This window comes from Pseudomonas sp. FW305-96 (assembly GCF_058783825.1).
This window is the reverse complement of record NZ_JBYSYW010000004.1, coordinates 116,281-131,244: the sequence shown is the minus strand read 5'-3', so window position 1 is coordinate 131,244 and position 14,964 is coordinate 116,281. Positions and strand designations below refer to the sequence as shown.

The following is a 14,964-nucleotide window of genomic DNA, read 5'->3' as shown; positions in this document are numbered from 1 at the left end:
TCACCAGGGAATTGGCCTGCCATCCCAGGCCCAGAAGGTACCGGTCTGTAACGGTCCATGCCGGCCGACGAGTTCGAGGATGCAACGGGCGGCAAACGCTGGCGAGAACAGTTTGTCGATTGGCACATTGCCCTGGAAGGGGCGCGATAGCGGGGTATCGGTAGTCCCGGGGTGCAGGGCAAGGACTGTTGAAGCGGGATTGAGCCGCTTGAGTTCGATGCTGGCCGTGCGCAACAGCTGGTTGAGCGCAGCCTTGCTCGCGCGATAGCTGTACCACCCGCCGAGGTGGTTGTCTCCGATCGAGCCGACCCGGGCCGACAGGGCGGCGAAGGTGACCGGTTGCTGGCGCAGCAATGGCAGCAGGTGCTTGAGCAGCAGGACAGGGGCAAAGCAGTTGGTGACGAAGCTGGCCTGCAACCCTGCCATGTCCAGTTGCGCCAGCGACTTCTCGGCGCGTGCCGGGGGGGCGTGGAGCAGGCCAAGGGTACTTAAGACCAGGTTCAGTTGCGCACAGCTGACCCGGACCTGCGCTGCCAGTGCTTGCAACGCCTGTTCATTCCGAGCATCGCAGTCGATGCGCATCAACCTGCGGCCATGGGTCAGGGCCAGAGCATCGAGCGGCGTGCTGCAATTTGCCTGGCGCGACACGGCGATCAGCAGGCCCACGTCTTCGCGTGCCAGCAGTTGTTCGCACAGGGCAAGCCCGATGCCTTGGCTGGCGCCGCAGACCAGCACGTTTGCGGGGCTGTGGAGGTTGGTGATGAGGCTCATTCGAGGTGCTCCCCTGGCATGGATCGAGCTGCCCTAATTTCTATACAGCATTGGAATTTATCTGTACAAAAATCTAATCTTGTACAGAATTTGTTTTCTGTACAGGTTTATCATGGCCTTTGCTCTACGATTAGCCTGCTTCTGTCTGCTGTTGACCTCGCTCGCCTCGATCGGCGCGGATTGGCGAGCCACGCTGCCGGCGGCTCAACGACTGGGTGAAGGCGAGTTCACCTGGTTCGGCCTGCGCCTGTACAGCGCCCGCTTGTGGGCAGAGGGCCCGCTGCTGGACTGGGGTCGACCGTTCGCCCTGGAGCTTGCTTACCACCGGTCGTTGTCCCGGGACACCCTGGTCAAGGCCAGCATTGAGGAGATGCGTCGCCTTGGCGCCGGCAGCGTTACGGCACAGCAACTCGACGCCTGGACCGGGGAAATGCAAGCGGCATTCGTGGATGTGCGTCCCGGTATGCGCATCACGGGGGTGTACCTCCCGCAAGCAGGTTGCCGCTTCTACGTCGATGGCCGGCTGCGCCGTGAAGTGGCCGATGTGGCCTTTGCCCGGGCGTTCTTCGCCATCTGGCTGGATCCGCGCGCCCGGGATCCACAACTGCGCCAGCGCTTGCTCGGCCTGGCCGGCAACGATCGAGGACCCTGAACATGTACAAAGCATTGTTGTTGGTAGGGGGCCTGCTGCTGGGCAGCTGTGGCAATGTCGGCGTCGAGCACTATGCTGACGAGCAACCCAAGCTGGACCTGGCGGCCTTCTTTTCGCGTCCGGTGCAGGCCTGGGGCATGTTCCAGAAGCGTTCCGGCGAGGTGGTGAAGCGTTTTCACGTGCGTATCGACAGCCGCCGCGATGGCGACCGGTTGATCCTCGACGAGCAGTTTCTCTACAGCGACGGTACCCGACAGCGGCGCACCTGGACGCTGGTACCCGATGGCCCCGGTCGCTGGCGTGGCACCGCTGGCGACGTGATCGGCGAGGCCCGCGGCGAGGTGGCTGGCAATGCGCTGCGCTGGCGTTACCAGCTGGACCTGCCGGTTGACGGGCGGCACTGGCAGGTGGACCTGGACGACTGGATGTACCTGATGGACGACGACACCCTGATCAACCGCTCGCGCATGAGCAAGCTGGGCGTGGAGATCGGCCAGGTCACCCTGTTCTTCCGCCGCCTGCCGGAGGGCACGCGATGAATCTCAATACACTTTTCGATCAGGTCGGCGCCGGCAAGGTCCGGGCGCTGGAGCTGCTGTCGCTGGAAGGCGGTTTCTACCTGCTGCGGGCCATGGCCGACGCAGGGCCGGTCACGCTGAGCGACGATCACGGGCAGGCCGTCCGCTTTCGCTCCATCACGCAGTTGCGCCAGGTGCTGGCCGGGCTGCCGCCGGTGCCGTGCATGCTGGTCCAGCACGTGGTACACGATGAAATGTGTGGGCAAGGCGACGGCCCCGTCGCGCCGCTGCGGGTGCCGGTGACGCTGGACGAGCAGTGGTAGCCCCGGCGATGCGCCTGGGCCTGGTGCTGGGCGATCAGCTGTCGTTCGAGCTGGCGAGTCTCGCCGCGCTGGACCCTGCCCGCGATGCGATCCTGATGGCCGAAGTGGAGGGCGAGGCGCGCTACGTGCCGCATCATCCGCAGAAGATCGTGCTTATCTTCAGCGCAATGCGTCATTTCGCCCAGGCGCTGAGGGCGCGTGGCTGGCATGTGCACTACGTCGAACTGGACGCCGACGGCAACAGTGCCAGCATTGCCGGCGAACTGCGTCGCTGGCAGCAGGCCCTGGGCGCCAGCGAGATCCACCTGACCGAGTGCGGTGAGTGGCGCCTGGAACAGACGTTACGGGAGGCAGGGCTACCGTTGGTGTGGCACCGCGACACCCGTTTCCTGTGCTCGCGAGAGGCTTTCGCACGCTGGGCCCAGGGCCGCACCCAGCTGCGCATGGAGCATTTCTACCGCGGCATGCGCAAGCGTTGCGGCCTGCTCCTGGAGCCCGACGGCAGCCCGGCGGGGGGCGCATGGAATTTCGATGACGACAATCGCAAGCCGTTGGCGCGCGGTCTGCGAGGCCCGTTTCCGGCGCATTTCGAACAGGATGCCATTACCCGTGGCGTGGTGGCCTTGGTTCGCCAGCGTTTCAGCGACCATTACGGCGAACTGGATGGTTTCGACTATCCCGTGACTCATGCCGACGCTCAACAGCTATGGCGTCATTTTCTCGATTTCGGCCTGGCGGCGTTTGGCGACTATCAGGACGCCATGGCTGAGGGCGAGCCCTACCTGTTCCATGCGCGCATCAGCGCGGCGCTGAACATCGGGCTGCTGGACGTGCGCTGCCTGTGCGAGGACGTGGAAGACGCCTGGCGCCAGGGCCGGGTGCCGCTCAACGCCGCAGAGGGCTTCATCCGCCAGTTGATTGGCTGGCGCGAGTATGTGCGCGGTATCTACTGGCTGCGCATGCCCGAGTACGCCAGGCTCAACCGCCTGGGCAACACTCGCGACCTGCCGGACTTTTACTGGACCGGGCAGACGCGCATGCGCTGCATGGCGCAGGCCATCGGACAGACCTTGCGCCTCGGTTACGCGCATCACATCCAGCGGCTGATGGTCACCGGCAACTTCGCCCTGCTGGCCGGAATCGTGCCCGCCGCGATCTGCCAATGGTACCTGGCCGTCTACATCGACGCGTTCGACTGGGTAGAACTGCCCAACACCCTGGGCATGGTGATGCACGCCGATGGCGGTTACCTGGGTTCCAAGCCCTATTGCGCCAGTGGTCGCTACATTCAGCGGATGTCCGATCACTGCAAGGCCTGCAGCTTCAGGGTGGACAAGGCGGTCGGTGAAGACGCTTGCCCATTCAATGCGTTGTACTGGCATTTTCTCATTCGCCACCGCGCCCAGCTTTCAGGCAATCCTCGTCTGGCCTTGGTGTATCGCAGCCTGGACGGCATGGCGCCTGCCCGTCGCGAGGGCGTGTGGCAACGCGGCCAGGCGCTGCTGGCGCGGCTCGATGCCGGCCAGGACCTATGAAGAAGAAGCAGCATCTTCCAAGCAAGGTATGCGCGGCATGCGGCCGGCCTTTCACCTGGCGCAAGCGCTGGGCGCGGTGCTGGGCGCAGGTGCGCTACTGTTCTGAACGCTGCCGCCGCTCAGCGCCGCGCGGCGAGTCGCACCAGCAAGGGCAGGGCCAGGGCCCAGACCGGCACCAGCAGCAAGCCCGTGACCACGGGCCCCAGGGGCAAGGCGATATCGGCCAGCCCGGCACCGCTCAGGTACGCCAACGGGCCACCCAGCGCGCCGACTGACGCACCGCGCCAAAACGGCCAACCCGCCCAGGCCAGGCTGTGGCGCAAGCCGCTGGCCAGCACCAGCCACAGCAGCGCCAGCCACAATGGCAGTGGCCATGCCTCGAAACGAAAAATCCCAATTGCCCCCAGCAGACCGTCCAGCATGCAACCGGCCAAGGTCACGCGTAACAGTGCGCCGACTTCGGTACTGCGGGCCGGGCACAGTTTAAGGTGCACGGCCAGCCCCAGCGGCACCAGGAGCAATAGCCAGGGTACCTTGGCGCCCAGCACGCAGGCCCACCAGCCTACCTGCAGCCATAGCGCATTGGCGATCAGCCAGGCGCGGGGCATCGTCATTGCCCGGGCAACGGCGCCCGCCGCGCCTGGGGCGCCGCCCACAGCAGCTGGGCCACGCCGATGGCCCGTTCCTCGAAGCCGCCTTGGCAGTAGCACAGGTAGAACTCCCACAGGCGCTGAAAGGTCTCGTCGTAGCCCAGTGCCGCCAATGTGCCGCGCGCCTGGCGCAGGTTGTCGCGCCAATGCACCAGGGTGAGTGCGTAGTCGACGCCGAAATCCTCCAGGTGCACGAGGTTGAGCGCGGTGCGACGGCTGGCGGTGTCCAGCAGCACGCTCAGCGAGGGCAGGGCGCCGCCGGGGAAGATGTAGCGCTGGATGAAATCCACCGAGCGCCGCGCCTGGGCGTAGCGCTGGTCACGGATGGTGATGGCCTGCAGCAACATCAGCCCGTCGGGCTTGAGCAGTGACGCGCACTGACGGAAGTACACCGGCAAGTAGCGGTGGCCTACCGCTTCGATCATCTCGATGGAGACCAGTTTGTCGAAAGTCCCCGTCAAGTCGCGGTAGTCGTCGCACAACACGGTCACCCGCTGCTCCAGCCCAAGGTCCTTCACCCGTTGCAGGGTATAGGTGTACTGCGCGTGCGACAGGGTCGTGGTGGTCACCCGGCAGCCGTGGCGGGTGGCGGCGTGGATCGCCAGGCTGCCCCAGCCGCAGCCGATTTCCAGCAGGTGATCCTGCGGGCTCAGCTCGAGCTTCTGGCAGATGCGCTCCAGCTTGCGCCGCTGAGCCTGCTCCAGGGATTGTTCGGGGTGCTCGAACTGCGCGGCCGAATACATCATGGTCGGGTCCAGCAGTTGCTCGAACAGGGTATTGCCCAGGTCGTAATGGGCCAGGATGTTGCGACGGGCGCCTTGGCGGTTGTTGCGGTTGAGCCGGTGCAGCAGCCGCAGGGCAGGGCGGCCGAGGCGTGCCAGGCCGCCCTCGAGGGCGTCGAGCACATCGAGGTTGGCCACGAACAGGCGGGTGACCAACGCCAGGTCCGGGCTGCGCCAGTAACCATGGATATAGGCTTCGCCCGCGCCGATCGAGCCATTGCCGGCGATCAGGCTCCAGGCGGTGTCGTCGAGTATCTCCACCTCGGCCTGCAGCGCGCTGCCGGGGTCGCCGAACGTCCACTGGCGACCATGACAGAGTAGGCGCAGATGGCCATGACGCAGCTTGCCCAGCTGGGCGAGCACGGCCTTGCGCGCCAAGCCGCCGAGCAGTGGCGCCAGGCCCGCGGACTTGCTAACGCTCAGGGTCGGATTGGACATGATCGGGGTCCTCGCAGGAGTGGCCGAGTGCCAGGTTGCCTCGGCTGGCGGTGTGGTCGTGGATGGGCGTGCGTTTGATGAAAAGGCGCAGGGCTTGCCAGTAGATGGCCGAGACGGTGCGCAGGCTGATCCAGGGGAAGGCCAGGATGTAGTCGCGCACAGCCTTGCGATTCAGCGGCCGGCGCTTCAGGGCCAGGTCGGCCTCGAACACTTTCTGGCTGCCTTGCCAGTTCTCCATGTGGATGCGCATCTGTGCCTGGTCCAGGTGAAAGCGCACCCGATAGTCCATGTCCAAGGGCATGAACGGCGACACATGAAAGCGCTTGGCCATGGCGAAGGTTTTCGCCGGGTCGCCTTGCACCGGCAGCACATAGTGGAAACGCTGCCGCCACGGGGTGTTGCGCACCTCCAGCAGGATCGCCGCCAGATGTCCGTCGCGGTCATGGCAGAAATAGAAGCTCACCGGATTGAACGACAGCCCCCAGCAACGCAGCTGGGTCAGCAGGCACACTGGCCCGTCGGGCATTTGCCCCGTGGCCTGGCTCACCAGCAATCGCGCGGCCTGGGCCAGCGGCTGACCTTGGTGGGTGAGGCTCGGCAGGTAGTCGGTTTCCCGCCAGCAAAGCGGGGCCAGGCGCCAACGCCCCAGCCAGCGAGACAGGCCCATCAGCCAGGCTTGTTCGTCCAGATCCAGGTAGAACAGGCCGATCCGGTAACGGAAGGCATGGGGCCGCGGACTCAGGCGCCGATGACTGAGCCAGCCCAGGCACAGGCCACTGTTCACAGCTGCTCTCCGAAGTGCCTGGCCACCTGCAACGCACTGACCACGCCGTCCTCGTGGAAGCCATTGCCCCAGTAGGCGCCGCAGAAATAGCTGTGCTGTTGGCCTTGCAGTTGCGTTTGCCGAGCCTGCGCGGCGGATGCCGCCAGGCTGTACTGCGGATGGGCGTAGCTGAAGCGGGCGAGGATCTGCGCAGGGTCGATCAGCGCGGTCTGGTTCAGGCTGACGCAGAAGGTCGTCGGTGCCTGGATGCCCTGCAGGATGTTCATGTTGTAGGTCACCGCGGCCGGCGCCTGCTCGGGGCCGCTCAGGCGGTAGTTCCAGCTGGCCCAGGCGTTGCGGCGGCGCGGCAGCAGGCGGGTGTCGGTGTGCAGCACCACGTCGTTGTCGGCATAGCCGATGGCACCCAGCACGGCACGCTCGTGCACGCTCGGCGCCTCCAGCAGCGCCAGGGCCTGGTCGCTGTGGCAGGCGAATACCACGTTGTCGAAGCGCTCGGTGCCGGCGTCGCTGACCAGGGTGACACCGCCTTCGTCGCGGCCGACCCGGTGCACCTTGCAGTCAAGGCGGATGCGTTCGGCGAAGGGGCGGCACAGCGGGGCGACATAACTGCGCGAACCGCCCGCGACGACACGCCACTGCGGGCGCTGGTTCACCGACAGCAAACCGTGGTTGCGACAGAAGCGCACGAAGAACGCCAGCGGGAAGCCGAGCATATCGGCACGGGACATGGACCAGATGGCCGAGCCCATGGGCACGATGTAATGCTCGATGAAACGCGGGCCGTAACCGCGTTCATGAAGATAAGCGCCCAAGGTGGTGGTGGCGTCGATACGCTGGTGCTCGAGGTCGGCGAGAGCCTGCCGGTTGAAGCGCAGGATATCGCGCAGCATGCCCCAGAAGCCCGGCGACAGCAGGTTGCGGCGCTGGGCAAACAACGTGTTCAGGTCGTGCCCGTTGTATTCCAGACCGCAGAGTGGATCATGCACGGAGAAACTCATCTGCGTCGGCTGCGAAGCGACTCCGAGCTGTTCAAGCAAACGGATGAAATGGGGATAGGTCCAGTCGTTGAAGACGATGAACCCCGTGTCGATGGCATGGCGCTCACCGCGCCACAGCACGTCGACAGTGTGGGTGTGGCCACCGACCCAGCCGGCGGCTTCGAATACCGTTACTTCGTGCTTGCGCGACAGCAGGTAGGCGCAGGTCAGGCCCGCAATACCGCTGCCGATGATGGCTATGCGCATGGTTGCTCAGTCCGTTTCTTGACGTGCCAGGCGCCGGCCCAATGCCAGGCGCGCCCGCGCCGGCAGCGCTCCGAGCAGGCGCAATCCCCAGGTGAACAGGCGCGGGAAGTTTATTTCCAGGGGGCGACGCGGCAGCCGTCTGGCGATGTGCTGGGCGGCGCGCTGGGCCGACCACAGCTGCGGCATCGGGAAATCGTTGCGCCGGGTCAGTGGCGTGTCGACGAAGCCCGGGTTGACCAGCGTGACGTCGATGCCGGCTTGCGTCAGATCGATGCGCTGCGACTCCACCAGGTAGCGCACGGCGGCCTTGGACGCGCCATAGGCACCGGCCCGGGGCAAGGCCAGCCAGGTTACCGAGCTGCCCATCACCACCAGGTGAGGACGTGCGCCGGCCCGCAGCAGGGGCAGGGCGGCCGCCAGGCAATGGCTGAGGCTCAGCAGGTTGGTGCGCATCACGCGCTCGACCAGCGCCGGATCGAACCGGCCGGGCTCCAGGTATTCGCAGGTTCCGGCGTTGAAAATTGCCAGGTCCAGTGCGCCCCAGGCCTGGCGAATGCGGGCTGCTATCTGCGTGACCTGCTCCGGATCGTCCAGATCACCGTTGGCCAGCAGCACCTGCCCGGGAAAGCGCTCGGCAAAAGGCACCAGTTGCTCGATCCGGCGACCGCCCAGGGCTACCTGATGGCCTTGCTCCAGCAGGCACTGCGCGAGCGCCGCACCGATGCCGCTGCTGGCACCGGTCAACCAGCAGCGGCTCATGCCAACCGCCCCTTGAGCCAGCGAATCGCCCCGCCCATCAGCGGAATATGCTCGTAGAGCAGGGCGCCTGCGTCGAAGAAATCCTGGTGGAAATGCACCCGATCATGCCATTGCAGGTAGCTGCAGCCTTGCAGGGAAACCGGGCGACCGCCGGCCAGCCGGGGGTGACGAAACTGCAGGGTCCAACGCAGGTACCCTTGCCCGGTCTTCACCTCGTCGACACCAGAGAAGACATAACGGATGTCATGGGCGTTGGCGTACAGCTGGGCGAAATAGGCCCGCAGGTCGCTTAGCCCATCAATCTGATGCAGCGGGTCGCGGAAAGTGACGTTCTCGCTGTACAGGTTTTCCAGCGCTTCGAGGTGCTCTCCATCGAGCTGGGCGAAGCGCTCGGCGAAATTCTGCAGGTACGTTGACATGCTCGGCTCCGGGAAATCCTGTACAACCCGGTATTTTTGTACAGGTATAAACGAAGCCTACGTTTAAATCTGTACAAGTCAACGTTCTTGTACAGATATTTTGCTCAGAGACCGGCCGCCGCCAGTTGGCGACGCAGGTCGGCGACCTCGGTTTCCAGCTCGCGCACCCGCTCCTCGGCGGCGATCTGCGCCGAGACATCGTGTTGAATGCCGATGTAATAAGTCAGCTGGTCCGCCTCGTTACGCACCGGGGTGATGGACAATTCGTTCCAGAACAGGCTGCCGTCCTGGCGATAGTTGCGCAGCACCTGGCGGCAGGGCTGGCCCTTGCGGATCGCCTCGCGGATCGCGGCGATGCCCGACTGTTGCCGATCCTGGCCCTGAAGAAAGCGGCAGTCCTGGTAGAGAATATCGTCCGCGCAGTAGCCGGTGAGGCGCTCGAAGGCAGGATTGGCGTAGATCAGGATGCTTTCTGGGCCCTCCTGCTCGGCGACGACGATGCCATCGTTGGAGTGCTCGACCATCAGTTGCAGGAGTTTTGCGTTGATCATTGGGGACACCCATGGAAAGCCTAAGCGGTATGGCGGGCGCAACGGTACAAAGCGCCGGCGCGATTCGCTACATAATGGCCTACCTGAGCTCGCCGCAGAAAGAGCGTATGGGTTTAGAATGTGCCATCTTTCCGACGATCCCTCCTGATGACCGAAGCCATCTCACCCGATTTATTGCCCATGCGCGACGTGGTCAGCCTGACCGGCATCAATCCGGTGACCTTGCGCGCCTGGGAGCGCCGCCACGGGCTGATCCGCCCGCAGCGCACCGACGGTGGCCATCGCCTGTACACGCCCGGCGACGTGCAGCGCATCCGCGACATCCTGCACTGGACTGCCAACGGCCTGCCGATCAGCAAGGTCGGCGAAATGCTCGCCGCCCAGCGCCAGGCGCCCGTGCAGCAGGACTCGGCCTTCCACGACTGGCGCGCCACTGTGAAACGGGCGGCGATGGCATTCGATGCACGGGCGCTGGAAGGTGTCCATGGCCAGCTGTTCACGCTCCTGCCCAAGGCTACCGTGCTGCGTGAGGTGCTGCTGCCGGTGTGGCAGGAAATGGCGGCAGGCAGGGCCTTCGGGGAACGCAGCCAATGGTTGTTCCTCGACACCTTCCTGCGCGCCCGCCTGCTGCTGCGCCTGCAGATGAACCAGGCCGATGCGCCAAGGGTGCTGCTGGCCGGTACCGAGGGGCATGCCGAACTACCATTGCTGTGTACCGGCCTGCTGCTGAGCGCCGAGCAACAGCGCGTCGACGTGCTCGGCTGCGGACAGCCGTTGGAGGAACTTCCGCTGGTGTGCGCGGCAACCCTGCCGGCAGCGCTGGTGATCGCGGTGCAAGGGCCGGTGAACGCCGGCCTGGCCAGGCGGCTGCGCGCATTGCAGATGGAGATTGCCTGCCCGATGGCCCTGACCGGGGTGGCGGGTTCGCAAGCGGTGTTGCAGGGCATTCCGCTGCGTGTGCTGGACGAGCAGGGGGATGATGTGGCGGGGATGCTCAACGCCTTGCTCAGGGGCGCCCTGGATCTCTGAAAGCAGGGCGGCGTTGCCGATTTGGTCAACGCCAAACAGAATTGAATTTTGCCCTGCATGAGCGGTTCTACCACAGCGAGCTCCTCGATTCTTCTTGCCCGGAGCCTGACCGCAGGAGAACCGAGTGCCTAGAATCATCACCCCATCGACCCCCGAACACGAAATCACCGAACATAACGCCAGGATGTTCGGCTCGCCCAAGGAGCGCCTGGACTTCTACCGGCGTGAGATCCAGTACGAAACCAGCATCCTGGCCAATCGCACGGACGCCTATCTGGCAGCCCAGTCGTTTCTGGTCATCGCGTTCGTCTCATCCATGGGCAACCTCAATCAGGGGTGGGGCGAGATGTTCACCCTGATCGTGCCTGCGTTCCTTGCCTTGCTCGGGGTACTGAGTTCGCTCAATGCCTGGCCAGGCATTCGTGCGGCTTACAACATCATCGATCACTGGCAGCTCAAGCAGAGCCACTTGTTGCGCAGCGAGCCCTTGATGGGGCTGGCCTATGACGAGTCGCCGCTGTTCTGCGAGGCCGAAACCTCACGTGCGGGGCATCGCAAGTCATTGCTCTTTTCACTGCGTACCCCGTGGATCTTCCTGGTGTTCTGGGTGCTGCTGGGTAGTTATTCGGTGTATATCCAGCTGGCGTGAACAACCCAAAGCATGGCCCCGGCTCGATGCAGGCGTGGGACGAGGGGGCCATGGGCCAATGTCAGCGCCCCAGCGCTGCGATCAACTGCTCGTTGAAGGCGGGGATATCGTCGTGTCTCCTTTTTTGATAGGTCTGAAAGGGCAGGCCTCGGGCCTGGCGTGAAGTTCCAGCGGATTCCCGGAAGGCTGGCATCACCTCTTGCCAGGCAGCACCGCGCCCAGCACCTGCTTGGCCGTCTGCACGATCACCCCAACCTCGTCAGGGTCGCCCTTGAGCAGGGTGCTGGCGAATTTCTTCGCCTGCTCCAGCTTGATGTGCGGCGGTAGCGGGGGCACGTTGGGGTCGGTCTTGAATTCGATCAGCACCGGACGGTCAGCGGCCAAGGCCCGTTCCCAGGCGCTGGCGACTTCCTCCTCGCGCTCGACGAAGATGCCCTGCAGGCCGATGGAAATGGCAAACAGGTGGTAGGGCACGTCGGGTATGGACTGGGAGGCCTCGAACTTCGGGTCGCCTTCCATGACCCGCTGCTCCCAGGTGACCTGGTTGAGGTCCTCGTTGTTGAACACCGCGCAGATCCACTTGGGGTTTTCCCATTGCTGCCAGTACTTGGCCACGGTAATCAGCTCGGTCAGGTTGTTCATCTGCATCGCACCGTCGCCCACCAGGGCAATCACCGGGCGTTGCGGGTAGGCGAACTTGGCGGCGATCGCATAGGGTACGGCGGCGCCCATGCATGCCAGGCCGCCGGACAACGAACACTGCATGCCTTGGCGGATCATCAGGTCACGCGCGAACCAGTTGGCGCAGGAACCGGAGTCGCTGGTGATGATGGCCGCATCCGGCAGGCGCGGGGAGAGCTCGTGCACCACCCGCTGCGGGTTGATCGGGTCGGCCTTGGCCAGGGCGCGTTTTTCCAGGGTCTTGTCCCAGCGCGCGCGCCAGCCTTCGATCTTCTTGCGCCAGCGCCTGTCGGGCTTGTGTTCGAGCAATGGCAGCAGCGCCTGCAGGGTTTCGCCGGCGTCACCGACCAGGTTCACCTCCATCGGGTAGCGCAGGCCGAGCATGTCGGGCTGCAGGTCGATCTGCACGCCGCGGGCCTGGCCTTCCTTGGGCAGGAACTCGGAATAGGGAAAGCCGGATCCGATCATCAGCAAGGTGTCGCATTCAGTCATCAGCTTGTAGCTGGGCTCGGTGCCAAGCAGGCCGATGGAACCGGTGACCCAGGGCAGCGTGTCCGGCAGCACGGCCTTGCCCAGCAGCGCCTTGGCCACGCCCGCCCCAAGCTTTTCGGCCACCGCCTCCACCTGTTCGCTCGCCTGCAGGGCGCCGGCACCGACCAGGATGGCCACCTTGCGCCCAGCATTGAGTACGTCGGCGGCCTGCTGCAGGTCAGCCGTGTAGGGCAGTACCCTCGGCTTGCTGTAGCCGACGCCGGAGTGCACGGTGCCATGGGCCCTGGCGGGCGCTTCATAGGGCAGGTCCTGCAGGTCATTGGGCAGGATGATCGCGGTTACCCGGCGCTCGCCCACGGCCGTGCGCACCGCGCGGTCGAGCAGGTGGCGTACCTGGGCAGGGGTGGACGCCTGCTGCACGAACGCCCCGGCCACATCCTTGAACATCGACAGCAAGTCCAGCTCCTGCTGATAGTGCCCGCCCAGCGCCGCCCGTGCCTGCTGGCCGACAATGGCCAGCACCGGCTGGTGGTCCATGCGTGCATCGTACAGCCCGGTGAGCAGGTGCGAGGCACCGGGGCCCGAGGTGGCGATACATACGCCCAGCTCACCGGTGAACTTGGCGTGGGCGCTGGCCATGAACGCGGCCATTTCCTCATGGCGGGCCTGAATGAACGCGATCTTGCCGTTGGCCCGGTTCAACGCGCCGAACACACCGTTGATGCCGTCGCCCGGATAACCGTAGATACGCCGCACGCCCCACTGGTACAAACGCTCGACCAGGAAGTCACCTACCGTCGTTGTCATCGTCGTGTCCCTGTCAGTGATGGATAGGGTCTGGACTGGGCCGCGAAGGGGAAAGTTTCACTGGATGCACCTGGTCGCCCGGCAGGAACCTCGACGCTGGCAGCGGATTCTCAAGGGTATCGCCCAACCTCATCGCGAGGCCCTCATGCTTGCCCTCGACAGCACCACCCAGCCGCAGAAGACGCTGCATTTCGCCGATGACGGCGCGACGCCGAACAGCCGCTTCGCCGTGTTGCTCTACCGCCTGCGCCTTGCACCGGCCGAGGACAACGCGGGCGCCTTCGAGGCGTTGTTCGCCGCCCACCAATGGACGCCGCTGTGGCGCGACGGCATTTTCGACTACCAGCATTTCCACCCCAATGCCCATGAGGTGCTGGGTGTCGCCTGCGGGCAGGCGCGGGTGACACTGGGCGGCGCGGGCGGCCAGACGTTGACCGTGAGAGCGGGCAATGTCCTGGTGCTGCCGGCCGGCACCGGCCATTGCTGTGTCGAGCACAGCGATGACTTTCTGGTGGTGGGGGCTTATCCGCAGGGGCAGGAGAAGTACGCCATCCAACGGCCCGAGGACGGCGCATACGACCAGGCGCTGGCGCGCATTGCCGCCGTGTCCAGGCCAGCGCAAGATCCGGTGGCCGGCGCACAAGGCGCCCTGATGACGCTATGGCGCTGATCTCCAGCCCACGGTATTCAGGCCTCTCTGAAGCGCAGCATGTCTTCCTGGGGTAACGCGGTGACCTTGATCGCCCGCACCGGCACGGCAAACTTGGCGCCGATCCTGGAGAAACGCTCCAGCAGGTGGAAATTGATGGCCTGCTGGATATCCATGTACAGGTTGTAGCCGGGGTCCTTGACGATATACACGCACTCGAATTCCAGCGCCTCCTTGCCGAAGCCCCGCAGATGCGCGCGGTCGAAGCGCGCCTGGCCCTGTGCCTTGATCGCTTCCTCGATGATGCCGGGTGCCTTCTTCACGGCATCGGTGGGGGTGTCATAGGACAAGCCGAACTCGAAGACGATGCGTCGCTCCTGCAAGCGCTTGTAGTTCTGGATGGTGCTGCTGATCATGCTGGCATTGGCCATGACAATCTGCTCGCCGCCCAGGCTGCGGATCCGCGTGGTCTTCAGCCCGACATGCTCTACCGTGCCGGCCAGGGGGCCGACGACGATGAAGTCGCCCACCTCGAAGGGCTTGTCCACGGCGATCGACAGCGAGGCGAACAGGTCGCCGAGGATGTTCTGCACCGCCAGCGCCACGGCGATGCCACCCACGCCAAGGCTGGCGACGAAGGCAGTGATGTTCACCCCCAGGTTGGACAGCATGGCCAGCACCACCACTGACCACAGCAGTACCCGCGCGCCCCAGGCCGAAAGGGTGGCCAGCGCGCTGCCTTGGTTCAGCCCCTCGTTGCCGTGCCGGGCGAAATAGCGGCGCAGGCCCAGGGCGATGGCGCGGTTGGCCCATAGACCGATCTGCAGCGCCGCCACCACGAACCACAGGCTGCCCACCCGGGCCAGCCAGCGCTCAGGCAGGTCGAGCATACCCAGGCCCACCAGCAGGGAGGCGAGCAGCAGCAGGGCATTGCTGGTGCCGCCGAGCACCTTGGCCAGCACCTGGCTGAACGCGCCGTCGTGTTCGGACCAGCGGCGCACCCGCCGCTGCACGAAGCTGATCGCCGCCCGCGCCGCGACAAAGGTCAGGGTGGCGACACCCAACGCCAGCAACAGGTTGAGGATGGAGATACCGAATAGCGTGGTATCGGTGAACAGTTCAATGATGCGGTCATTCATGAGTGGCTCGCCTCCTGGTTGCCCTCGGGGATGTGCAGCGTCCTTTCATGGGACGTCGAGGTGCGGCCAGAGGTCGATCGGATTTTCACGGC

Annotated in this window: 17 protein-coding genes and 1 pseudogene; 8 read left to right on the top strand and 10 right to left on the bottom strand. The window is 65.0% G+C overall.

The genetic code is table 11. The features are described from left to right. Positions 1-771: an SDR family NAD(P)-dependent oxidoreductase gene (locus tag AC3WL2_RS04705; protein ID WP_102681957.1), complete on the bottom strand. Its 771-nt coding sequence runs from the start codon at positions 769-771 to the stop codon at positions 1-3. A 112-nt stretch (positions 772-883) separates the two neighbouring features. Between AC3WL2_RS04705 and AC3WL2_RS04700 the strand changes: the two genes are divergently transcribed. The 5 genes and pseudogenes from AC3WL2_RS04700 to AC3WL2_RS04680 all read left to right on the top strand — a co-directional run. Further along, positions 884-1,423, top strand: a complete 540-nt coding sequence (locus tag AC3WL2_RS04700; RefSeq protein ID WP_102681958.1) for a chalcone isomerase family protein — start codon at positions 884-886, stop codon at positions 1,421-1,423. 2 nt (positions 1,424-1,425) lie between these two features. Beyond that, positions 1,426-1,962: a DUF3833 domain-containing protein gene (locus AC3WL2_RS04695; RefSeq protein ID WP_102681959.1), complete on the top strand. Its 537-nt coding sequence runs from the start codon at positions 1,426-1,428 to the stop codon at positions 1,960-1,962. Then, the gene (locus AC3WL2_RS04690) at positions 1,959-2,264 is read left to right on the top strand and encodes a DUF6482 family protein (RefSeq protein WP_102681960.1); all 306 of its coding nucleotides are present in this window, start codon (positions 1,959-1,961) and stop codon (positions 2,262-2,264) included. The genes AC3WL2_RS04695 and AC3WL2_RS04690 overlap by 4 nt, the downstream gene beginning before the upstream one ends. Before the next feature lie 8 nt (positions 2,265-2,272). Further along, a complete protein-coding gene (locus AC3WL2_RS04685; protein ID WP_102681961.1) occupies positions 2,273-3,799 on the top strand; it encodes a cryptochrome/photolyase family protein in 1,527 nt (508 codons plus the stop codon). Further along, positions 3,796-3,906: pseudogene (locus tag AC3WL2_RS04680) on the top strand (DUF2256 domain-containing protein); the annotation flags it as partial. The gene AC3WL2_RS04685 and the pseudogene AC3WL2_RS04680, both read left to right, overlap by 4 nt. Before the next feature lie 12 nt (positions 3,907-3,918). On the opposite strand, the gene AC3WL2_RS04675 reads toward AC3WL2_RS04680, so the two are convergent. The 7 genes from AC3WL2_RS04675 to AC3WL2_RS04645 form a co-directional block, all read right to left on the bottom strand. Then, positions 3,919-4,407, bottom strand: a complete 489-nt coding sequence (locus AC3WL2_RS04675) for a DUF2878 domain-containing protein (RefSeq protein WP_102681962.1) — start codon at positions 4,405-4,407, stop codon at positions 3,919-3,921. A 2-nt stretch (positions 4,408-4,409) separates the two neighbouring features. Continuing rightward, the gene (locus AC3WL2_RS04670) at positions 4,410-5,669 is read right to left on the bottom strand and encodes an SAM-dependent methyltransferase (RefSeq protein WP_102681963.1); all 1,260 of its coding nucleotides are present in this window, start codon (positions 5,667-5,669) and stop codon (positions 4,410-4,412) included. Continuing rightward, positions 5,644-6,453: a DUF1365 domain-containing protein gene (locus AC3WL2_RS04665; protein ID WP_102681964.1), complete on the bottom strand. Its 810-nt coding sequence runs from the start codon at positions 6,451-6,453 to the stop codon at positions 5,644-5,646. The genes AC3WL2_RS04670 and AC3WL2_RS04665 overlap by 26 nt, the downstream gene beginning before the upstream one ends. Continuing rightward, positions 6,450-7,697, bottom strand: a complete 1,248-nt coding sequence (locus AC3WL2_RS04660) for an NAD(P)/FAD-dependent oxidoreductase (RefSeq protein WP_102681965.1) — start codon at positions 7,695-7,697, stop codon at positions 6,450-6,452. Before AC3WL2_RS04660 ends, AC3WL2_RS04665 begins: the two co-directional genes overlap by 4 nt. Before the next feature lie 6 nt (positions 7,698-7,703). Further along, on the bottom strand, positions 7,704-8,456 hold the full coding sequence (locus AC3WL2_RS04655) for an SDR family NAD(P)-dependent oxidoreductase (protein WP_102681966.1): 753 nt from the start codon (positions 8,454-8,456) through the stop codon (positions 7,704-7,706). Continuing rightward, the gene (locus AC3WL2_RS04650) at positions 8,453-8,875 is read right to left on the bottom strand and encodes a nuclear transport factor 2 family protein (RefSeq protein ID WP_102681967.1); all 423 of its coding nucleotides are present in this window, start codon (positions 8,873-8,875) and stop codon (positions 8,453-8,455) included. The genes AC3WL2_RS04655 and AC3WL2_RS04650 overlap by 4 nt, the downstream gene beginning before the upstream one ends. A 104-nt stretch (positions 8,876-8,979) precedes the next feature. After that, positions 8,980-9,426 (bottom strand): PAS domain-containing protein, encoded by a 447-nt coding sequence (locus tag AC3WL2_RS04645; RefSeq protein WP_102681968.1) that lies wholly within the window; start codon positions 9,424-9,426, stop codon positions 8,980-8,982. 147 nt (positions 9,427-9,573) lie between these two features. On the opposite strand from AC3WL2_RS04645, the gene AC3WL2_RS04640 reads away from it, so the two are divergent. Then, positions 9,574-10,455 (top strand): MerR family transcriptional regulator, encoded by an 882-nt coding sequence (locus AC3WL2_RS04640; protein ID WP_102681969.1) that lies wholly within the window; start codon positions 9,574-9,576, stop codon positions 10,453-10,455. A 124-nt stretch (positions 10,456-10,579) separates the two neighbouring features. Then, complete coding sequence (locus AC3WL2_RS04635) at positions 10,580-11,104, top strand: hypothetical protein (protein ID WP_023630687.1); 525 nt, start codon at positions 10,580-10,582, stop codon at positions 11,102-11,104. 192 nt (positions 11,105-11,296) lie between these two features. Here the strand turns inward: AC3WL2_RS04635 and AC3WL2_RS04630 are convergent, their stop codons facing one another. Next, positions 11,297-13,084, bottom strand: coding sequence for a thiamine pyrophosphate-requiring protein (locus tag AC3WL2_RS04630; RefSeq protein ID WP_102681970.1), 1,788 nt, complete (start codon positions 13,082-13,084; stop codon positions 11,297-11,299). Positions 13,085-13,229: 145 nt separating this feature from the next. On the opposite strand from AC3WL2_RS04630, the gene AC3WL2_RS04625 reads away from it, so the two are divergent. Then, complete coding sequence (locus AC3WL2_RS04625; protein WP_102682060.1) at positions 13,230-13,754, top strand: cupin domain-containing protein; 525 nt, start codon at positions 13,230-13,232, stop codon at positions 13,752-13,754. A 17-nt stretch (positions 13,755-13,771) separates the two neighbouring features. Here AC3WL2_RS04625 and AC3WL2_RS04620 read toward each other — a convergent pair whose 3' ends face one another. Next, complete coding sequence (locus AC3WL2_RS04620; protein ID WP_102681971.1) at positions 13,772-14,872, bottom strand: mechanosensitive ion channel family protein; 1,101 nt, start codon at positions 14,870-14,872, stop codon at positions 13,772-13,774. Between the last annotated feature and the right edge of the window lie 92 nt (positions 14,873-14,964).